We start from the raw sequence: 19,691 nt of genomic DNA on the forward strand, positions 1-19,691 counted from the left end.
TGGCTCAGTTCGAAAGGCGCGGCAGCAGCAGATCCTTCAGATCGGTCAGCTTGCCATGGAAGAAGTGTCCGCATTCTGCCACTTTCAGCAGCTCATGGGGACGCGACAGGCTGTCGGACCATTCGTAAACCAGCTGCGGCGCGACGACTTCATCGGCGTCCGGCTGCACCACGGTGAGCGGGCAGCGCTGCGGCAGCGGGAATTCGGCGGTCAGGCGCATGACCGCCGGGGCGATCATGAACAGGTGCTGCAACTCGACGCCTGCCGTTTCAAGGCGCCCGGCCAGGCTGGTGGCAACGAAACCACCGAACGAAAAGCCCATCAGCACCAGCGGTAGCCCGGGGTGCCTGGCACGCAGCCATGCTGCAGCGGCCTCGGCATCGGCCACTTCGCCAGCGCCCATGTCGTGGCTGCCGGCGCTCTGGCCGACGCCACGGTAGTTGAAACGCAGGGTCACATAACCGGCATCACGTGCAGTGCGCTGCAGGGTCGAGACAACCTTGTTGAGCATGGTGCCGCCCTGGACCGGGTTAGGATGGCAGATCAGCACCGCGCCACGGGCTTGCGCCACGTCCAGGTACAACGCTTCCAGCTGGCCGCTGGGGCCATCGATGAACAAGGGGGTTTCGCGGACAAGCAAGGCACTACTCCGTGACCTCGGGAAGGGTCGATTCGTCTAGGTGTGAAATTCTGTTCTGATTTGCGATCGCTCGCGGTATACAGCGCAGGTCTGAGCCGTTAACGTAAAGCAAAGCCGTTTATAGAGGAAGGACTCGTGGAACTCTCGCTCCTTGTTTGGTTGTTGCCAACCCTGGCCCTGGTCATCGGTGTGGCAGTCGGTTTCATTGTTGCCCGCCTGCTGCCCAATGCGGCCCCGAGCAACACCCAGCGTCAACTGGATGACATCCAGAAGCGCTTCGACAGCTACCAGAACGAAGTGGTCACCCACTTCAACAGCACCGCCATGCTGGTCAAGAAACTGACCCAGAGCTATCAGGACGTACAGGATCACCTGGCTGAAGGCGCCAACAGCCTGGCCCTCGATGACGTCACCCGCCAACGCCTGCTGGCTGCGCTGCACTCCGATGCACCGCAAGGCCCGCGCGACCGCCTGACCCCACCTAAAGACACCGCCGAAGTGCCGCGCGACTATGCGCCGAAAGTGCCTAACTCGCCGGGCATGCTGGATGAGAGCTACGGGCTCAAGCGTTGATCTGCTGAACATGCAAAAGGCCTCGCAAGAGGCCTTTTTTATGGGCTGGATTCACTGGCCCCCTTCGCGGGCACGCCCGCTCCCACAGGTACACCACAGCATTTGAAACCTGTGAAACACCTGTGGGAGCGGGCGGGCCCGCGAAAGGGCCAGTGCAGGCAACCTAACAGCAGGCCTGCAATGCCTGTTCGACATCTGCCAGCAGGTCCTCCACATCCTCCAGCCCCACCGACAGACGCACCAACCCCTCCGATATCCCGTGATGCGCCCGCTCCTGCGGCGTATAGCTGGAATGCGTCATGCTCGCCGGATGCTGCGCCAGCGACTCGGCATCCCCCAGGCTCACCGCCCGGGCAAAGAGCTGCAGCGCATTCATGAAGCGACGCCCCGCCTCAATGCCACCCTTGAGCTCAAACGCAATCATCCCGCCAGGCAAACGCATCTGTCGCTGGGCCAACGCGTACTGGGCAAAAGACGGTAGCCCCGGGTAATGAATCAATTCCACCTGCGGCTGCCGAGCGAGAAACTCGGCCACCTGCTGGGCATTGGCGCAATGCCGGTCCATGCGCAGGGCCAGGGTCTTGATACCGCGCATCAGCAACGCCGCGTCATGCGGTGACAGCACCGCGCCGGTCATATCCTTCAGCCCTTCCAGGCGGATACGGTCTACCAACGCCTTGCACCCCACCACCAACCCGGCAGTGATATCGCCATGCCCACTGAGGTACTTGGTTGCCGAGTGCACCACCAGGTCCGCCCCCAGCTCCAGTGGCCGCTGCAGGTACGGCGTACAGTAGGTGTTATCGACCACCACATGCACATCATGCCCCCGCACTGCCTCCACAACCGCCGCAATATCCACAAGCTGCATGTTGGGGTTGGCCGGTGTTTCGAAGTAGATCATCCGTGTTTTGCTGCTGATCGCCGCTTTCAGGGCCTTGGCATCGTTGAGATCGACATGGCGAACTTTCACCCCGAACTCACCAATACCGTGGTGCAGAAAAGCGAAGGTACAGCCATACAAGGTGCGTCCGACAATCAGCTCATCCCCAGGCCTTAGCAGGGTCCAGAGGGTTGAGGTAATCGCGCCCATCCCCGAGGCCAACGCCAACCCCGCTTCACCGCCCTCCAGCGAAGCCATGCGCTGCTCCAGCAAGGCCAGCGTGGGGTTGGAAATGCGGCTGTAGAAATGCCCAGGCTCCTCCCCGGCGAAGCAGGCAGCACCGTACTCGACAGTGGGAAAGGCATAGGTAGCCGTCTGGTACACCGGTGGCACCAGGGCGCCACCATGGGAAAGCGGGTCATAGCCATGATGAATGGCCCGCGTGGAAAAACCGGTGTTGTGGTGGGAGTCGCGCATGGCAACAGCCTCTTGTGGTTTGCTATAAGCTTATGCCACCGAGCTGCCCGATTTTTTCCAAAATAGCCTACGCATACACGTGCTTGCTGGAACAAAAACAATAATCAACGGACCAGGAGGGCAAAAAATGCCTTCAAGCCTCGACCGCACCGACCGCGCCCTGCTCGCCGCCTTGCAGGACAATGCCCGTCTCACCGTTGCCGAACTCGCCGACCAGGTGGCACTGACCACCTCACCCTGCTGGCGACGGGTCAAGTTACTGGAGGAAAACGGCTACATCACCGGCTACCAGGCCATCCTCTCGCCCAAGTCGCTGGGGTTTGGCGTGACCGCGTTCGTCAGCATCATGATGGACTCGCACACCAAGGACATGGCGCTGGCGTTCGAACAGCGCCTGATGGAGATCCCCGAGATCGTCGCCTGCCACAACATCTCCGGCCGCTATGACTTTCTGCTGGAGATCCTGGCACGGGACCTGGAGTCGTTTGGCGAATTTACCCGGGAAGTGCTGCAGCGCTTGCCGGGGGTGAAGGAGATCTATTCGAGCTTTTCGTACAAAGCGGTGAAGGAAAGACGGGTGATACCGGTGTCGGAGAAACATATCTGAGACGGATCTTTCCGAGTATTGAGAAGGATCCTGAACGCGAGACAAAAAACCCCGCCGAAGCGGGGTTTTCCTTGCAGGCTAGCGCTTAGATCGCGCCACGCTGACGCAGCACGTCCAGCACCTGTTTCACGCCTTCGTCCACGCTGGTGGCCTGGGTGTCGATCACAAGATCAGCATCCAGCGGCACATCGAACGGGAAGCTTTCACCCGGGATGTTGTCGCCACCGGCAGCGTACAGGCCTTGCGGGTCACGCTCGCGGCAAACCAGCGGCGAGGCCTGGACGTAAACGGTCACCAGGCGTTCCTTGCCGATCAGCGCCTTGGCCTGTTCGCGGCCTTCGGCATCCGGGGCCACGAACGCAGCCAGGGTGAGCATGCCGGCTTCGTTGAACTGGCGCGCCACATGGGCAGCGCGGCGCCAGTTCTCGGTACGGCCAGCGCGGTCCTGTGGCAGGCCCTTGTTCAGGTCGTGACGCAGGTTCTGGCCATCGAGCACGTACACCGCACGGCCCATGTCGAACAGCTTGCGCTCAACGGCATAGGCCAAGGTGCTCTTGCCAGCACCCGACAGGCCGCTGAACAGCACGGTGGCTGGCTGCTGGCCGAAGCGCAGGGCGCGCTCTTCGGTGGACACGTGGGCCTGCTTGCCATGATGGCCGGTGCTGCCGTGTGGCAAGACTGGCGGGGCGATGATCATGCCGGCGCCAACGGTGCCGTTGGTCAGGCGGTCGATGACGATGAACGCACCGGTGGTGCGGTTGCTGTCGTAACCGTCGAGGGCGATCGAGGTGTCCAGGGCTACCTTGACGCGGCCGATCTCGTTCAGCTGCAGCGCGCTGGCAGCGCCCTGCTCCAGGGTGTTCACATCGACCTTGTGGGTGATGCTGGCAATCGAGCCTGGCACGTAGCTGGTGGCACGCTTGATGTCGTATTTCTTGCCCGGGAGCATCGGCTCCTCGGCCATCCACACCAGCATGGCGTCGAACTGGTCGGTGACCGGCGGGACGTTGTCGGCATGTACCAGCAGGTCGCCACGGGAGATGTCGATCTCGTCTTCCATGGTCAGGGTCACGGCCTGGCCTGGGCCAGCGTTTTCCAGTTCACCTTCGTAGGTGACGATGGACTTGACCCGGCTGCTCTTGCCCGACGGCAGCACGACAATCTCGTCACCTTTGTGCACCACGCCACTGGCGATGGTGCCCGCGAAGCCGCGGAAGTTCAGGTTGGGACGGTTGACGTACTGCACCGGGAAACGCAGGTCGGTGAAGTTGCGGTCGGCCGAAACCTCGACGGTTTCGAGGATTTCCATCAGCGTCGGGCCGGCGTACCACGGCGATTGCTCGCTGTGGTTGACCACGTTGTCACCCTTGAGCGCCGACATCGGCACGAAGTGCAGGCTGCTCGGGGTCAGGTTGATGGCTTCGGCAAACTTCAGGTAGTCGGCCTTGATCGACTCGAAGACGCCTTCATCGAAGCCCTTCAAGTCCATCTTGTTGACCGCAACCACGATGTGCTTGATACCCAGCAACGACGCGATGTAGCTGTGGCGACGGGTCTGGGTCTGCACACCGTAGCGGGCATCGACCAGGATGATCGCCAGGTCGCAGGTGGACGCACCGGTGGCCATGTTGCGGGTGTACTGCTCATGGCCCGGGGTGTCGGCGATGATGAACTTGCGCTTGGCGGTGGAGAAGTAGCGGTAGGCGACATCGATGGTGATGCCCTGCTCGCGCTCGGCCTGCAGGCCATCTACCAGCAGCGCCAGGTCGACTTCTTCGCCGGTGGTGCCGACTTTCTTCGAATCGCGGGTGATGGCCTCGAGGTGGTCCTCGTAGATCATCTTCGAGTCGTGCAGCAGGCGCCCGATCAGGGTGCTCTTGCCGTCATCCACGTTGCCGCAGGTGAGGAAACGCAGCAGTTCTTTACGCTCGTGCTGAGCCAGATAAGCGAGGATATCTTCGCTGATCAAATCGGATTGGTGCGACATGGAGTAACCCTGAAAATTAGAAGTAGCCCTGACGTTTTTTGTCTTCCATGGAACCGGCGCCATCGTGGTCGATGACCCGGCCCTGGCGCTCGGAAGTGCGCGTCAGGAGCATTTCCTGAATGATGTCGGTGAGCGTCTCGGCTTCCGACTCGACAGCGCCCGTCAGCGGGTAGCAGCCGAGGGTACGGAAACGCACCTTCTTCTTGACGATGCGGGCTTTTTCTTCCTCGGAGAGATGCTCGAGGATGCGCTCGTCGTCGATCATGATCAGGGTGCCGTTCTTCTCGATGACTTCACGCTCGGCGGCGAAGTACAGCGGCACGATCGGGATGCCTTCAAGGTAGATGTACTGCCAGATGTCCAGTTCGGTCCAGTTCGACAGCGGGAAGACGCGGATCGACTCACCCTTGTTGACCTTGCCGTTGTACACGTTCCACAGCTCGGGGCGCTGGTTCTTCGGGTCCCAGCGGTGCTTGCTGTCACGGAACGAATACACACGTTCCTTGGCCCGCGACTTCTCTTCGTCGCGGCGCGCACCACCGAAGGCAGCGTCGAAACCATGCTTGTCCAGCGCCTGCTTCAGGCCCTGGGTCTTCATGATGTCGGTGTGCTTGGAACTGCCATGGGTGAACGGGTTGATGCCTTGCGCCACACCCTCGGGGTTGACGTGGGTGATCAGCTCCAGGCCCATTTCCTCGACCATCTTGTCGCGGAAGCTGTACATCTCCTGGAATTTCCACTGGGTGTCGACGTGCATCACCGGGAACGGCAGCTTGCCCGGGAAGAAGGCCTTGCGCGCCAGGTGCAGCATCACGGCGGAGTCCTTGCCGATCGAGTACAGCATCACCGGGTTGTCGAACTCGGCGGCCACCTCGCGGATGATGTGGATGCTCTCCGCCTCCAGCTGTTTCAAGTGCGTCAGTTTGTCGACCATGGCTACTCACGAAAAACGATCTTATGGACGGCCTGCGGGCCGTGTTCGAGCGAGCCACTTTATCACAGCAGCTGCTTCTATTTAGGAGGCTGGCTAGATCGAAAAAGTCTAACGATATGACTGGGGGTTTGGGCTGGCAGGGCCGGCCTCTTCGCGGGTGAACCCGCTCCTACGAGGCCCGCGCGTAGGAGCGGGTTCACCCGCGGAGAGGCCGGCCCTGCCATCAGATAGGATTCGGGCAATCGATGAACAGGTGCTCCACGGCAAACCGTCGTGCCAGGTAATCGCCCAGCGCCTGCACCCCGTAGCGCTCAGTGGCATGGTGCCCGGCAGCAATGAAGCTGACGCCATTCTCGCGCGCACTGTGGTAGGTCTGCTCGGACGCCTCGCCGGTCAGGTACAGGTCGACCCCGGCGGCAATCGCCGTGTCGATATAGCCCTGCCCGCCGCCGGTGCACCAGCCCACCCGGCGGATCATTTCATTGCCTTCGACCAGCAACGGCTCACGCCCCAGCACCTCTTGCACCCGCCGGGCAAAATCGCGCGCGGTCATGGGTTCGGCGAGCGAACCAATCAGCCCGACCACTTTGGGGTTTTCCGGGTCTAGCGGCCCTTCGACAGTGATCTCCAGTTGCCGCGCCAGCTGCACATTGTTGCCCACGTCCGGGTGCACGTCCAAGGGCAGGTGGAACGCCAACAGGCTTATATCGTTATTCAGCAAGGTCTTCAGGCGACGCTGGCGAATGCCGGTGATGCACGGGTTCTCGCCCTTCCAGAAATAACCATGGTGCACCAGCACCAGATCGGCCTCGGCCTCGACGGCGGCATCCAGCAATGCCTGGCTGGCGGTAACACCACTGACAATACGGCTGACCTGCGGCCGGCCTTCGACCTGCAGGCCATTTGGGCAATAATCCTGGATCTTCGCGCTGCCCAGGTAACGCTCGGCTTCCTCGACCAGGGTGTTTAGAGCGACGGCCATGAAAATCTCCTCGAAAACTGCGCTTTTCTCGGGCACAACGCCTGACGAACGCCCGTATAATGCCGGCCATTATGGGCCGTCGCTGTCACTGGGGGAACCGGTGTATGATCGCGCGCGCTCATGCCCCACTGCCAGGCCGCTGGCCCCTGCTCTTTCCAGGATTCGTTCATGTTCAAGGCTTTGCGTTACTTCGGCTGGCCCCTGCTTACCGGCATACTGATCGCCATGCTGATCATCCAGCGTTTTCCGCAGTGGGTCGGGCTGCCCAGCCAGGACGTCAACCTGCAGCAAGCGCCACAGACCACGCGGATCATGCAAGGCCCGGTGTCGTACGCCGACGCCGTGACCCTGGCCGCCCCGGCGGTGGCCAACCTGTACACCACCAAGGTGGTGAACAAAAGCGCCCACCCGCTGTTCGAAGACCCGCAGTTCCGCCGCTTCTTCGGCGATAACCTGCCCAAACAGCGCCGCTGGGAATCAAGCCTGGGTTCGGCGGTAATCATGAGCCCAGAGGGCTACCTGCTAACCAACAACCATGTCACCAGCGGCGCCGACCAGATCGTCGTAGCCCTGAAGGATGGCCGCGAAACCCTGGCCCGCGTGATCGGCAGCGACCCGGAAACCGACCTGGCGGTGCTGAAGATCGACTTGAAGAACTTGCCGGCGATCACCATCGGCCGTTCCGACACCATTCACATCGGCGACGTGTCGCTGGCCATCGGCAACCCGTTCGGCGTCGGCCAGACGGTGACCATGGGCATCATCAGCGCCACTGGCCGCAACCAGCTGGGGCTGAACAACTACGAAGACTTCATCCAGACCGACGCGGCGATCAACCCGGGCAACTCCGGTGGCGCGCTGGTGGATGCCAATGGCAACCTGATCGGCATCAATACCGCGATCTTTTCCAAGTCTGGTGGCTCGCAGGGCATCGGCTTCGCCATCCCGGTAAAACTGGCACTGGAGGTGATGAAGTCGATCGTCGAACACGGCCAGGTGATCCGTGGATGGCTGGGTATCGAAGTACAGCCACTGAGCCAGGAGCTGGCAGAATCGTTCGGCATGAAGGACCGCCCAGGCATCGTGGTGGCGGGTATCTTCCGCGAGGGGCCAGCGGCCAAGGCCGGGCTGCAACTGGGTGACGTGATCCTGAGCATCAATGGCGAGCCGGCCGGCGACGGGCGCAAGTCGATGAACCAGGTTGCGCGGATCAAACCCAACGAGAAGATCACCATCGAGGTGATGCGCAACGGTCAGCAATTGAAGCTGATCGCCGAGGTGGGGCTGCGGCCGCCGCCGGCGCCGGCTGTAACGCAAGAAGAAAAGTAAGGTGAGGCCTTAAGCCGTTCCGCAACCCTGTGGGAGCGGCCTTGCGTCGCGATGGGCCGCCTAGCGGCCCCAAAATTTCAGCTTCGCAGGGCATATGCCCGGGGCCGCTTTGCGGCCCATCGCGACGCAAGGCCGCTCCCACAGTTGGCCGAGTCTGCTGCCGCTACTGCATCAATGCAGGATCTGGCTGAGGAACAACTTGGTCCGGTCACTGCGCGGCCGGTCGAAGAAGTCATCCGGCGCGGCCTGCTCCACAATCTCGCCCTTGTCCATGAAGATAACCCGGTTCGCCACGGTACGGGCAAAGCCCATTTCGTGGGTCACGCAGAGCATGGTCATGCCATCCTCGGCCAGGCCCACCATGGTATCGAGCACTTCCTTGACCATTTCCGGGTCCAGTGCCGAGGTCGGTTCGTCGAACAGCATGATCTTGGGCTTCATGCACAACGCGCGGGCAATGGCCACACGCTGCTGCTGGCCGCCAGACAACTGGCCAGGGTACTTGTGTGCCTGCTCCGGAATCCGCACACGCTCCAGGTAGTGCATGGCAATTTCCTCGGCCTTGCGCCGTGGCATCTTGCGCACCCACATCGGCGCCAGGGTGCAGTTCTCCAGAATGCTCAGGTGCGGGAACAGGTTGAAGTGCTGGAACACCATGCCCACCTCGCGGCGGATGGCCTCGATCTGCTTGAGGTCGTTGGTCAGCTCCACGCCATCGACCACGATGCGCCCTTGCTGGTGCTCTTCCAGGCGGTTAAGGCAGCGGATGGTGGTGGACTTGCCCGAGCCGGACGGCCCGCACAGCACGATGCGTTCGCCCTGGCGCACGTTCAGGTTGATGTCCTTGAGCACATGGAACTGGCCGTACCACTTGTTCACACCCTGCATCTGGATGATGCCTTCGGGGCCAGCAGGCTGCTTGATCGCTTCACTCATTTCGAAACTCCTAACGCTTGTGGCCAGTGTCCAGCTTGCGCTCCAGATGCATGGAGTAGCGGGACATACCGAAACAGAAAATCCAGAACACCAGGGCGGCGAACACGTAGCCCTCGGTGGCCATGCCCAACCAGGCAGGGTCTGCGGCTGCTTGCTTGACGCTGTTGAGCAGGTCGAACAGGCCGATGATGATCACCAGGCTGGTGTCCTTGAACAGGGCAATGAAGGTGTTGACGATGCCGGGGATCACAAGCTTCAGCGCCTGCGGCAAGATCACCAGCCCCATCGAGCGCCAGTAGCCAAGGCCCATGGCCGCGGCGGCTTCGTACTGGCCCTTGGGGATGGCCTGCAGGCCGCCGCGCACCACCTCGGCGATGTACGCCGACTGGAACAGGATCACACCGATCATCGCCCGCAGCAGCTTGTCGAAGCTCATGCCTTCTGGCAGGAACAACGGCAGCATCACCGACGACATGAACAGCACGGTGATCAGCGGTACGCCTCGCCAGAACTCGATGAAGGTCACGCACACCACTTTCACGGCCGGCATCCTCGAACGCCGGCCCAGTGCCAGCAGGATGCCCAGCGGCAAGGCGCCGACGATGCCCACGGTGGCGATCACCAGGGTCAGCATCAACCCGCCCCACTGGCTGGTCGGCACACTTTCCAGGCCCAGATACCCCCCGTGCAGCAGGGTATAGGCCAGTACCGGGTACAGCACCAGGAAGCCCAGGCCGTAGAAGGCTTTGCGCGGGAAACGCTTGATGAACAGCGGGGCGGCGCCGAGCACGGCAAGCCACACGGTCAGGTCCACACGCCAGCGCAGTTCAGTCGGGTAGTAGCCGTACATGAACTGGCCAAAGCGCTGCTGCACGAACACCCAGCAGGCGCCTTCCTTGGTGCAATCGGCGCGCGTGGTGCCAACCCAGTTGGCATCGATCAACGCCCACTGCAGTAACGGCGGCACGATCAGCCACACCAGGTAAATGGCGAACAGGGTCAACAGCGTGTTGAGCCAGCTGGAGAACAGATTGGCACGCATCCATGCGAGCACGCCGACGGTTTTCACCGGTGGCGGCATATCGGGTTTGAAAACATGGGCATTCACGGGCGTATCCTCACCGCTCGATCAGCGCAATGCGCTTGTTGTACCAGTTCATCAGCAGCGAAATGCTGATGCTGATGGCGAGATAGACACTCATGGTGATGGCGATCACCTCGATGGCCTGGCCGGTCTGATTGAGCACGGTGCCGGCGAACAGCGAGACCATCTCCGGGTAGCCGATACCGGCCGCCAGCGAAGAGTTCTTCGCCAGGTTCAGGTATTGGCTGGTCAGCGGCGGAATGATCACCCGCAGCGCCTGGGGAATGATCACCTTGCGCAGGGTCGGGCCCTCGCGCAGGCCCAGCGAGCGCGCGGCTTCGGTCTGGCCATGGCTGACCGAACGGATGCCGGAACGCACGATTTCGGCGATGAAGGCTGCCGTATAGATAGTCAGCGCCAGGGTCAGCGCCAGCAGCTCGGGGATCAGCACCCAGCCCCCGACGAAGTTGAAGCCCTTGAGCTGTGGCATATCCCAAGTTACCGGGCTGCCGAACAACAGCACGCTCAGGCTCGGAATGGCGATGAACAACAGCAGCCCCGCCCAGAACTTGTGGAACGGCACGCCCGTCTCGTTGAAACGCTTGTTGGCATAGCGCACCATCACGGCAATAGCGGCAATGGCCAGCGCCAAAGCCACCACAAATGGCCAGAAGCCATCAGCCATGGACGCGCCAGGCATGTTCAAGCCACGGTTGCTGATGAAGAACATGTCCTGGATGTTGATGCTGCCCCGCGGCCCCGGCAGGGTCAGGAACACGGCGAAATACCAGAACAGGATCTGCAACAACGGCGGAATGTTGCGGAAGGTTTCCACATAGACGGTCGCCAGTTTGTTGATCATCCAGTTCGGTGACAGGCGAGCCACACCGATGATGAAGCCCAGTATCGTCGCCAGAATGACGCCGATGAAGGTCACCAACAGCGTATTGAGCAGGCCGATGACGAACACCCGCGCATAACTGTCGGATTCCACATAGGGGATCAGGTGCTGGGCGATACCGAAGCCGGCACTGCGGTCGAGGAAGTCGAAGCCCGAGGTGATGCCCCGGTGTTGCAGGTTGGTTTGCGTGTTGTGGAACAGGTACCAGCCCAGGCCGACCACGAAGACGATCGTGAGGATCTGGAACAGCCACGCGCGCACACGCGGATCGTTAAGGGACAAGCCCTTGGGTGCGCCGATTTGATTTTGCATGAAGTGCCCCGGACAGTAGGGATTCGAACAGCCTGCGGCGGCGGAATGCCGCCGCAGGATGCAGCCATCAGCGCACTGGAGGCGCGTACTGGATGCCGCCGTTGTTCCACAGGGCGTTCATGCCACGGTCGATCTTCAAGTCAGTGCTCTGGCCCAGGTTCTTCTCGAACACTTCGCCATAGTTACCCACTTGCTTGACGATCTGCACTACCCAGTCTTTGGGCAGCTTGAGGTCCTTGCCATACTCGCCATCCGCACCCAGCAGTCGGGCGACATCCGGGTTCTTGGTGGCCTTGGCCTCGGCCTCGACGTTCTTGGAAGTGATGCCCGCTTCTTCGGCATTGAGCATGGCGAACAGGGTCCACTTGACGATGCTGAACCACTCCTCGTCGCCTTTACGCACTACCGGGCCCAGTGGCTCCTTGGAGATGGTTTCCGGCAACACCACGTAGTCGGTCGGCGCAGCCAGCTTGGAGCGCTGGGCGAACAGCTGCGATTTGTCCGAAGTCAGCACGTCGCAACGGCCAGACTCCAGCGATTTGGCGCTCTCGTCAGAGGTGTCGAAGGTAATCGGGGTGTACTTCAGGCCATTGGCACGGAAGAAGTCCGACACGTTCAGCTCGGTGGTGGTGCCGGCCTGGATGCAGATGGTCGCGCCATCAAGCTCTTTGGCGCTGGAAACGCCGAGCTTCTTGTTGACCAGGAAGCCGACGCCGTCATAGTAGGTGACACCCGCGAACACCAGGCCCATGCCGGCATCACGCGAGCTGGTCCAGGTGGTGTTACGCGACAGTACGTCGACCTCGCCCGACTGCAGGGCAGTGAAGCGTTCCTTGGCGTTGAGCTGGCTGAACTTGACCTTGGTGGCATCACCGAACACGGCGGCGGCCACGGCGCGGCAGACATCGGCATCGATGCCGACGATCTTGCCCTGCGCATCAGGTACCGAGAAGCCTGGAAGACCGTCGCTCACGCCACACTGGACGAAGCCCTTCTTCTTGACCGCATCATAGGTGGCGCCGGCCTGGGCAGTGCTCACGGCGCCCAGCGCGGCGGCAGCGGTCAGGACTGCCAGGGTGGTTTTCAACATCTTCATTCACAACCTCCAAATCGCTCTTGTTGTATCGAGCCGGAATTGCACCGCACCCTTTTGAGGCGTATCCGACCCGTATTGGCTTGTTATTGGGTCAATTGGCGCAATGGACTGTTCTGTGACAGCCTTCGCGTGCAGAGGGTGTTACCGTCACGGCCTGCCCTTTGCATCACAGGTGTAGTTGCAAACCGCGTACCAAATTTTCTGGCTGTAGCGTTTAAGCGCTCGTCAAGTAGGAAAAGTTGTATCGTTGCGACATTCTTTTTCCGACAATCATTTCCGGTGCTTTCTTTTCACGCACGCCATAACAAGACCCGCACACTTTCGGAGCAGTCATGACCAACCCGCTGATTCTCGAACCACAGAAAACCGCTGACGCCTGTGTGATCTGGTTGCACGGTCTGGGGGCCGACCGTTACGACTTCCTACCTGTGGCCGAATTCATGCAGGAGCGCTTGCTCAGCACTCGCTTCATCATGCCCCAGGCACCGACCCGCCCCGTGACCATCAACGGCGGCTATGCCATGCCCAGCTGGTATGACATCAAGGCCATGACCCCGGCCCGTGCCATCGACGAAGCGCAGCTGGAAGAATCTGCCGAGCAGGTGGTTGCGCTGATCAAGGCCGAGCAGGCCAAAGGCATCAACCTGTCGCGGATCTTCCTGGCCGGCTTCTCCCAGGGCGGCGCGGTGGTGCTGCACACTGCCTATATAAAGTGGCAGGAAGCACTGGGCGGGGTGATCGCCCTGTCCACCTATGCCCCCACCTTCAATGACCAGCACCAGTTGAGTGCCTGCCAGCAACGCACCCCGGCCCTGTGCCTGCATGGCGTGCATGACTCGGTGGTCATCCCGTCCATGGGCCGTACCGCCTTCGAGTACCTGAACACCTGGGGCGTCGCTGCCCGCTGGTACGAATACCCGATGGAACACGAAGTGGTGGTCGAAGAACTGAACGATATCCACGACTGGCTGAGCAAGCAGCTGCAATAGGCAGCCTCGCTTGTAGTTGTGGGCGTATTCCGCTACGCCGCGCCCGGATCTTGCATTACACTGCCCGGCGTACATTCCTTAATCAGTTGATGAGACGACCGTGCTCAAAGCACTCAGAAAAATATTCGGCAAGGGAGAGGCCGCGCCACAAGCCGCCGCTCCTGCTGCCAGCGTGACGCCGGAAGCCCGGCCCGCGGCAAAACCGGCCGCACCACATGCCAACCCCGCCCCCAAGGCTGAGCAACCTGCCGCCGCGACGCCACCTGCCGAACAACCGGCCAAGGACAAACCGCGCCGCGAACGCAAGCCCAAGCCGCAGGCCAGCCTGTGGAAGCCCGAGGACTTCGTGGTCGAGCCACAGGAAGGCAAAACCCGCTTCCACGACTTCAAGCTGTCCAACGAGCTGATGCACGCCATCCACGACCTGGGCTTCCCGTACTGCACGCCAATCCAGGCGCAGGTCCTGGGTTACACCCTGCGTGGCCAGGACGCTATCGGCCGGGCCCAGACGGGTACCGGCAAGACGGCCGCCTTCCTGATCTCGATCATTTCCCAGTTGCAGCAGACGCCACCGCCTAAAGAACGCTACATGGGCGAACCGCGCGCGCTGATCATCGCCCCCACCCGCGAGCTGGTGGTGCAGATCGCCAAGGACGCCGCTGCCCTGACCAAGTACACCGGCCTGAACGTGATGAGCTTCGTCGGTGGCATGGACTTCGACAAGCAGCTCAAAGCCCTGGAAGCGCGCCACTGCGATATCCTGGTGGCTACCCCGGGCCGCCTGCTGGACTTCAACCAGCGTGGTGAAGTGCACCTGGACATGGTCGAGGTGATGGTGCTTGACGAAGCCGACCGCATGCTCGACATGGGCTTCATCCCCCAGGTCCGCCAAATCATTCGTCAGACACCGCCGAAAAGCGAGCGCCAGACCCTGCTGTTCTCCGCCACCTTCACCGACGATGTGATGAACCTGGCCAAGCAGTGGACCACCAACCCGGCCATCGTCGAGATCGAGCCGGAGAACGTGGCCAGCGAAACGGTGGAGCAGCACGTGTATGCGGTGGCCGGCAGCGACAAGTACAAACTGCTGTACAACCTGGTGACCCAGAACAAGTGGGAACGGGTGATGGTGTTCGCCAACCGCAAGGACGAAGTGCGGCGCATCGAGGAAAAGCTGGTACGCGACGGTATCAATGCCGCCCAGCTGTCGGGCGACGTGCCGCAGCACAAGCGCATCCGAACCCTGGAGAGCTTCCGCGAAGGGCGCATCACCGTGCTGGTGGCCACCGACGTGGCCGGGCGCGGGATCCATATCGATGGCATCAGCCACGTGATCAACTTCACCCTGCCGGAAGACCCTGACGACTACGTGCACCGCATTGGCCGTACCGGCCGTGCCGGCACCAGTGGTGTGTCGATCAGCTTTGCCGGTGAGGATGACTCGTATCAGCTGCCGGCGATCGAAGCGCTGCTGGGGCGCAAGATCAAGTGCGAGATGCCGCCGGATGAACTGCTCAAGCCGGTGCCGCGCAAGCATCACTGACCTTCAGCGGGCTACACGCCCCCTGTGGGAGCGGCCTTGTGTCGCGATTGGGCCGCGCAGCGGCCCCGGGATTTCGGCTTTGATGCGCAGATTGTCGGGGGCCGCTACGCGGCCCTTTCGCGACACAAGGCCGCTCCCACACGGATGGCGCCAGCTTTCAGAAATTGAGCAAGACAGTTGCTCCCACAAAGGATCAGCGGCGCCTTGATTACCAGCGGCCCGCCGCATCCTGGTCACTCTGCCGCCCCTCCACCCACCTTGGCCCTTCCTGAGTATTCTCCTTCTTCCAGAACGGCGCCCGGGTCTTCAGGTAGTCCATGATGAAGTTGCAGGCATCGAACGCCGCCTGCCGATGGGCACTGGCCACCCCCACGAACACAATCGGTTCGCCCGGTTCCAGCGCACCGATGCGGTGCAGCACCTCCACTTTCAAGAGCGGCCAACGCTGCTCGGCCTCGACCACGATCTTGGCCAGGGCCTTTTCGGTCATGCCCGGATAGTGTTCGAGGAACATCCCCGCCACTTCGCGGCCATCGTTGAAATCCCGCACATAGCCGACAAAACCGACCACCGCGCCCACGCCCACATTGGCTGCATGCATGGCATTGGTCTCAGCCCCCGGGTCGAACGCGCCTTCCTGCACTCGTACAGCCATGTTCAGCCTCCGGTCACCGGTGGGAAGAACGCCACTTCATCGCCCTCTTCCAGCGGTTCATCGAGCTTGCACAGCTCTTCGTTGCGCGCGCACATCAGGTTCTGCTCGGCCAGCACTTCATACTGCCCGCCCTTGGCAACCAAGGCTTGGCGCACATCATCGAGCACCTTGAACGCCCCCTCCACCCGCTCGGCATCCACGCCCAACAGTTCGCGGTAACGGGCGAAGTACATCACGTTGACCTTCATCACGCCTCCACCTTGTAATGGCCACTCTTGCCACCGACTTTTTCCAGCAGGCGCACCTGCTCGATGACCATACCTTTATCCACAGCCTTGCACATGTCATAGATCGTCAGCGCGGCCACGCTGGCGGCGGTCAGCGCCTCCATCTCCACACCGGTCTGCCCGGCCAGCTTACAGCGGGCGACGATGCGAACGGCGTCCTGCCCCTCGGCGCTGAGCTCGACCTTGACGCTGGTGAGCATCAGCGGGTGGCACAGCGGGATCAGGTCGCTGGTTTTTTTCGCCGCCTGTATCCCGGCAATGCGCGCCACGGCGAACACGTCACCCTTGGGGTGCTCACCGTCGACGATCATCTGCAAGGTCTGCGGCAACATGCGCACCCGCGCCTCGGCGGTAGCCTCGCGCTCGGTCACGGCCTTTTCAGTGACGTCGACCATGTTGGCCCGCCCCTGGGAATCAAGATGTGTCAGCACTGCTCTGCTCCTGTGAAGGGATTTCGCAGTGTAAACCTGTGGGTCAGGTTTGAGCAGAGGTATGTGTCGGCAGGTTTGGCCTCTTCGCGGGCACGCCCGCTCCCACAGGAGCTCCATGGCCTCGAATCAAGTGGAGATCCTGTGAACGGGCGTGTCCACGAAGAGGCCGGGCAGTAATCTGCCCGGCTACAGGGTTTACAAATGAGACTCGGCGTACTCGGCCAGCACCGAGCGAGGCACGCCCTGCAGGGTGATGTGCACGCCGTGGGGGAAGTCCTTGAAGCGCTCGGTCAGGTAGGTCAGGCCCGAGCTGGTCGCGGACAGGTAGGGGGTGTCGATCTGCGCCAGGTTGCCCAGGCAGACCACCTTGGACCCGGAGCCGGCACGGGTGATGATGGTTTTCATCTGGTGCGGCGTCAGGTTCTGGCACTCGTCAATCAGGATCAGGCTCTGCTGGAAGCTGCGGCCACGGATGTAGTTCAGCGACTTGAACTGCAGCGGCACGCGCTCAAGGATGTATTCGACGCTGCCATGGGTGCTTTCGTCATCCATGTGCAAAGCTTCGAGGTTGTCAGTGATGGCGCCCAGCCACGGCTCCATCTTCTCTGCTTCGGTACCCGGCAGGAAGCCAATCTCCTGGTCCAGCCCCTGCACGCTGCGGGTGGCGATGATGCGCCGGTAGCGCTTGCTGACCATGGTCTGCTCGATGGCCGCAGCCAGTGCCAGGATGGTTTTACCGGAGCCGGCGGCGCCGGTCAGGTTCACCAGGTGGATATCCGGGTCCAGCAGGGCAAACAGCGCCAGGCTTTGGTGAATGTCGCGTGGTTTCAGGCCCCAGGCTTCCTGGTGCAGCAGCGGCTCCTGGTGCAGGTCGAGCAGCAGCAGTTCGTCGTCACGAATGCCCTTGATCCACCCGACGAAGCCCTGCTCATCGATGATGAACTCATTGACATGCACGGCTGGCAGGTTGTCGATCATCTGCACCCGATGCCAGGTGCGGCCGCGCTCCTGGCGGGTATCGACCTTGCTCACGCGGTCCCAGAACGAGCCGGTGACCGAATGGTAGCCCTTGGACAGCAAGGACACGTCATCGACCAGTTGGTCGGTGCTGTAGTCCTCAGCCGCTATACCGCAAGCGCGCGCCTTCAGGCGCATGTTGATGTCTTTGGTGACCAGCACGACGTCCAGATCGGTGCGCCGGGCCCGGACTTCGAGCAACTGGTTGATGATGATGTTGTCGTTGAGGTTTTCCGGCAGCAGCTTGTTCGGCTCGTTGCGCGGGGTCATCAGGATGGACAGGAACCCCTTGGGGCCGCTCTTGTTTCGCTGGATCGGTACGCCCTGCTCGACATCGCTGGGCGAAGCGTCACCGAGGGTCTGGTCTATCAGGCGGATGGCTTGCCGGCATTCGGCGGCGATGCTTTGTTTGCCGGTCTTGAGCTTGTCGAGTTCCTCCAGCACCGTCATCGGGATGGCGACATGGTGCTCCTCGAAGTTCAGTAACGCGTTAGGGTCGTGAATCAGGACGTTGGTATCGAGCACATACAGGATTGGCTTGCTGGAGGAAGGGTTGCGTCCTTGGTCATCCATACTCGGTCACCTTATGTCGAAGCCACACGGCGTGGTCTGTTACGCCGCAGAGTGACTGCCGCTGTTCCCGTATCCGCGTTGTTACGGGCGGGAAGCGAACCTGGCTAGGTGGGCCTGGATGACGCCACCTGTGCTGCAGGAATCGGCTGTCTGGTTTCTTCATACCGCAAAAACCATGACCGAAAAAAGCATTTTTACGCATTTTTGAAGTTTATTTTTCCGATTGACGAAGAGGCCTTGGCGCCAGCGTCAGAGGGGACTACGCTCAAAAGTCATACCCTTTATTCGCGGTATCCATATTCCCGGCAATCCTCCCAGCCGATGCCGCTTTGCGCGGTATTGCGCAGCAGCCATTCCACCGCCGGCTGCGCCTTGGGAAGGCTGTCATGAAACTGGATCACGCCCTTGCGCCACAACAGCATCAGGGTCAATACGCGCTGTGCGGACCCCTCTGCGCTCAATGCACCGTCATCCTGGGCATCGATGTCCCACAACGATACCCGCAACTGCTGGCGGGCCATGAACGCTTCGCCGTCAGCCCGGCGCTGGCCATAAGGAGGGCGGAACAGCGGCACATACTGCTCGGGCAGATCAGCCTGCACCCGCGCCTGGCTGCGCCGCAGCGAATCCTGCCAGTCGGTCCACTGCGCATGGGAGCGGTATTCCCACCCCTGGATACCCACGCACTGCCCGCCATAGAGCTGGCGCAAGGCATTTGCCGCCGCGCCATCACGGCGTTGCTGCAAACGGTTACCGAGCGTGAAGAACGTGCCTTCGAGCTTTTGCCGGCGCAGGTAATCGGTGAGTAGATCCGTACTGCCCCCCTCGGGCCCAGGCCCGCCGACAAAGGTCAGCAGGAACATGCGGTCGTTCAGTTCGTCACCCTTGCGCTCACGCGAAGACAACCGCTCGATTTCGCTGCTGGTCTGCGGCAGCAACGCCGCCTTGCGCAGTTGCTCGTCCAGGTAGCGGACATGGAACTGGTGGCTCGGTTCGATCCAGCCGGTATAGAACGCACCGACATCGGCAGCGAACGTCGCCGCTTGTGTACGCAACTCCGCCATGGACGTAACCGGGTAGCAGAATGATGCATCCTGCTCACAACTGCGCTGCGCCTGTTGATAACCCTCCCACAACCGCTGCCACATGCGCGCCCGAACCTGGCGCACCTTCTGCAGGTTGATCTGCCGCAGCCCCAGCCGGGCCGCCAGGCTTGCGTCATCCAGCAACTCGCTTTCGTGCAGCACTTGGGCGAACGACAGGATTTCTGCCCGAGAGGCCACATCGAACAGCGCCGGGCTGTCCAGCTGTTCGGGCCACAGGCTGCGGTCCAGGCTGACCTGAGGTGAAGGGGCGGCTTGCACGGCCAGGCTCAGCAGCCCGGCCAGCAAGGCAGAAGCAATGCGCACAGTGGAAGGCTCCGCAACGGCAAAACGCGAACTATAGCGCCTGCAC

General features: G+C 61.7%; 19 protein-coding genes. 5 read left to right on the plus strand and 14 right to left on the minus strand.

The genetic code is table 11. The features are described from left to right. Positions 1-4: 4 nt before the first annotated feature. Positions 5-640, minus strand: coding sequence for an alpha/beta hydrolase (locus ACZ889_RS27415; protein ID WP_004575116.1), 636 nt, complete (start codon positions 638-640; stop codon positions 5-7). A 135-nt stretch (positions 641-775) separates the two neighbouring features. On the opposite strand from ACZ889_RS27415, the gene ACZ889_RS27420 reads away from it, so the two are divergent. Then, positions 776-1,213: a Z-ring associated ZapG family protein gene (locus ACZ889_RS27420; RefSeq protein ID WP_003251807.1), complete on the plus strand. Its 438-nt coding sequence runs from the start codon at positions 776-778 to the stop codon at positions 1,211-1,213. Positions 1,214-1,376: 163 nt separating this feature from the next. Here ACZ889_RS27420 and ACZ889_RS27425 read toward each other — a convergent pair whose 3' ends face one another. Then, positions 1,377-2,573 carry a methionine gamma-lyase gene (locus ACZ889_RS27425; protein ID WP_014859327.1) on the minus strand — a complete coding sequence of 399 codons (1,197 nt, stop codon included), beginning with the start codon at positions 2,571-2,573 and terminating at the stop codon, positions 1,377-1,379. 127 nt (positions 2,574-2,700) lie between these two features. On the opposite strand from ACZ889_RS27425, the gene ACZ889_RS27430 reads away from it, so the two are divergent. After that, positions 2,701-3,180, plus strand: coding sequence for an Lrp/AsnC family transcriptional regulator (locus ACZ889_RS27430; protein WP_003251803.1), 480 nt, complete (start codon positions 2,701-2,703; stop codon positions 3,178-3,180). A gap of 85 nt (positions 3,181-3,265) precedes the next feature. On the opposite strand, the gene cysN is transcribed toward ACZ889_RS27430, so the two are convergent. The 3 genes from cysN to ACZ889_RS27445 all read right to left on the minus strand — a co-directional run bounded on the left by cysN (position 3,266) and on the right by ACZ889_RS27445 (position 7,083). After that, the gene (gene cysN, locus ACZ889_RS27435) at positions 3,266-5,167 is read right to left on the minus strand and encodes a sulfate adenylyltransferase subunit CysN (RefSeq protein ID WP_003251801.1); all 1,902 of its coding nucleotides are present in this window, start codon (positions 5,165-5,167) and stop codon (positions 3,266-3,268) included. Between the two features lie 16 nt (positions 5,168-5,183). Continuing rightward, positions 5,184-6,101 (minus strand): sulfate adenylyltransferase subunit CysD, encoded by a 918-nt coding sequence (cysD, locus tag ACZ889_RS27440; protein WP_003251799.1) that lies wholly within the window; start codon positions 6,099-6,101, stop codon positions 5,184-5,186. Positions 6,102-6,324: 223 nt separating this feature from the next. After that, positions 6,325-7,083: a Nif3-like dinuclear metal center hexameric protein gene (locus tag ACZ889_RS27445; protein ID WP_003251795.1), complete on the minus strand. Its 759-nt coding sequence runs from the start codon at positions 7,081-7,083 to the stop codon at positions 6,325-6,327. 168 nt (positions 7,084-7,251) lie between these two features. Here ACZ889_RS27445 and algW point away from each other — a divergent pair, with 168 nt between their 5' ends. Beyond that, a complete protein-coding gene (gene algW / locus ACZ889_RS27450) occupies positions 7,252-8,412 on the plus strand; it encodes a Do family serine endopeptidase AlgW (RefSeq protein WP_003251794.1) in 1,161 nt (386 codons plus the stop codon). Positions 8,413-8,583: 171 nt separating this feature from the next. On the opposite strand, the gene ACZ889_RS27455 is transcribed toward algW, so the two are convergent. From ACZ889_RS27455 to ACZ889_RS27470, 4 genes are all read right to left on the minus strand, one after another. Further along, the gene (locus tag ACZ889_RS27455) at positions 8,584-9,348 is read right to left on the minus strand and encodes an amino acid ABC transporter ATP-binding protein (RefSeq protein WP_003251792.1); all 765 of its coding nucleotides are present in this window, start codon (positions 9,346-9,348) and stop codon (positions 8,584-8,586) included. A 10-nt stretch (positions 9,349-9,358) separates the two neighbouring features. Continuing rightward, a complete protein-coding gene (locus ACZ889_RS27460; RefSeq protein ID WP_010952426.1) occupies positions 9,359-10,456 on the minus strand; it encodes an amino acid ABC transporter permease in 1,098 nt (365 codons plus the stop codon). A 10-nt stretch (positions 10,457-10,466) separates the two neighbouring features. Next, positions 10,467-11,645, minus strand: coding sequence for an amino acid ABC transporter permease (locus ACZ889_RS27465; protein ID WP_064490722.1), 1,179 nt, complete (start codon positions 11,643-11,645; stop codon positions 10,467-10,469). A gap of 67 nt (positions 11,646-11,712) precedes the next feature. Further along, the gene (locus tag ACZ889_RS27470) at positions 11,713-12,741 is read right to left on the minus strand and encodes an amino acid ABC transporter substrate-binding protein (protein ID WP_014859324.1); all 1,029 of its coding nucleotides are present in this window, start codon (positions 12,739-12,741) and stop codon (positions 11,713-11,715) included. Between the two features lie 332 nt (positions 12,742-13,073). On the opposite strand from ACZ889_RS27470, the gene ACZ889_RS27475 reads away from it, so the two are divergent. Both ACZ889_RS27475 and rhlB read left to right on the plus strand, forming a co-directional pair. Then, positions 13,074-13,730 (plus strand): alpha/beta hydrolase, encoded by a 657-nt coding sequence (locus ACZ889_RS27475; protein WP_004575112.1) that lies wholly within the window; start codon positions 13,074-13,076, stop codon positions 13,728-13,730. 100 nt (positions 13,731-13,830) lie between these two features. Then, positions 13,831-15,273, plus strand: coding sequence for an ATP-dependent RNA helicase RhlB (gene rhlB, locus ACZ889_RS27480; protein ID WP_003251780.1), 1,443 nt, complete (start codon positions 13,831-13,833; stop codon positions 15,271-15,273). Positions 15,274-15,481: 208 nt separating this feature from the next. Here the strand turns inward: rhlB and moaE are convergent, their stop codons facing one another. The 5 genes from moaE to ACZ889_RS27505 all read right to left on the minus strand — a co-directional run bounded on the left by moaE (position 15,482) and on the right by ACZ889_RS27505 (position 19,645). Further along, positions 15,482-15,928 carry a molybdopterin synthase catalytic subunit MoaE gene (gene moaE, locus ACZ889_RS27485; protein WP_010952421.1) on the minus strand — a complete coding sequence of 149 codons (447 nt, stop codon included), beginning with the start codon at positions 15,926-15,928 and terminating at the stop codon, positions 15,482-15,484. 2 nt (positions 15,929-15,930) lie between these two features. Continuing rightward, the gene (gene moaD, locus ACZ889_RS27490) at positions 15,931-16,176 is read right to left on the minus strand and encodes a molybdopterin converting factor subunit 1 (protein ID WP_047604399.1); all 246 of its coding nucleotides are present in this window, start codon (positions 16,174-16,176) and stop codon (positions 15,931-15,933) included. Beyond that, positions 16,176-16,646 (minus strand): cyclic pyranopterin monophosphate synthase MoaC, encoded by a 471-nt coding sequence (gene moaC, locus ACZ889_RS27495; protein WP_047604397.1) that lies wholly within the window; start codon positions 16,644-16,646, stop codon positions 16,176-16,178. The genes moaD and moaC overlap by 1 nt, the downstream gene beginning before the upstream one ends. 195 nt (positions 16,647-16,841) lie before the next feature. Further along, positions 16,842-18,236 (minus strand): PhoH family protein, encoded by a 1,395-nt coding sequence (locus ACZ889_RS27500; RefSeq protein ID WP_003251772.1) that lies wholly within the window; start codon positions 18,234-18,236, stop codon positions 16,842-16,844. A gap of 281 nt (positions 18,237-18,517) precedes the next feature. Further along, on the minus strand, positions 18,518-19,645 hold the full coding sequence (locus ACZ889_RS27505) for a polysaccharide deacetylase family protein (RefSeq protein WP_180689286.1): 1,128 nt from the start codon (positions 19,643-19,645) through the stop codon (positions 18,518-18,520). Between the last annotated feature and the right edge of the window lie 46 nt (positions 19,646-19,691).

The sequence above is a fragment of the Pseudomonas sp. TE3895 genome, assembly GCF_056278855.1.

Excerpts from the sequence above, each read along its gene's own strand:
- ACZ889_RS27425 (WP_014859327.1), bottom strand. The coding sequence starts at position 2,573 with ATGCGCGACTCCCACCACAACACCGGTTTTTCCACGCGGGCCATTCAT.
- ACZ889_RS27430 (WP_003251803.1), top strand. The coding sequence starts at position 2,701 with ATGCCTTCAAGCCTCGACCGCACCGACCGCGCCCTGCTCGCCGCCTTG.
- cysN (WP_003251801.1), bottom strand. The coding sequence starts at position 5,167 with ATGTCGCACCAATCCGATTTGATCAGCGAAGATATCCTCGCTTATCTG.
- cysD (WP_003251799.1), bottom strand. The coding sequence starts at position 6,101 with ATGGTCGACAAACTGACGCACTTGAAACAGCTGGAGGCGGAGAGCATC.
- ACZ889_RS27445 (WP_003251795.1), bottom strand. The coding sequence starts at position 7,083 with ATGGCCGTCGCTCTAAACACCCTGGTCGAGGAAGCCGAGCGTTACCTG.
- algW (WP_003251794.1), top strand. The coding sequence starts at position 7,252 with ATGTTCAAGGCTTTGCGTTACTTCGGCTGGCCCCTGCTTACCGGCATA.
- ACZ889_RS27455 (WP_003251792.1), bottom strand. The coding sequence starts at position 9,348 with ATGAGTGAAGCGATCAAGCAGCCTGCTGGCCCCGAAGGCATCATCCAG.
- ACZ889_RS27465 (WP_064490722.1), bottom strand. The coding sequence starts at position 11,645 with ATGCAAAATCAAATCGGCGCACCCAAGGGCTTGTCCCTTAACGATCCG.
- ACZ889_RS27470 (WP_014859324.1), bottom strand. The coding sequence starts at position 12,741 with ATGAAGATGTTGAAAACCACCCTGGCAGTCCTGACCGCTGCCGCCGCG.
- ACZ889_RS27475 (WP_004575112.1), top strand. The coding sequence starts at position 13,074 with ATGACCAACCCGCTGATTCTCGAACCACAGAAAACCGCTGACGCCTGT.
- moaE (WP_010952421.1), bottom strand. The coding sequence starts at position 15,928 with ATGGCTGTACGAGTGCAGGAAGGCGCGTTCGACCCGGGGGCTGAGACC.
- moaD (WP_047604399.1), bottom strand. The coding sequence starts at position 16,176 with ATGAAGGTCAACGTGATGTACTTCGCCCGTTACCGCGAACTGTTGGGC.
- ACZ889_RS27500 (WP_003251772.1), bottom strand. The coding sequence starts at position 18,236 with ATGGATGACCAAGGACGCAACCCTTCCTCCAGCAAGCCAATCCTGTAT.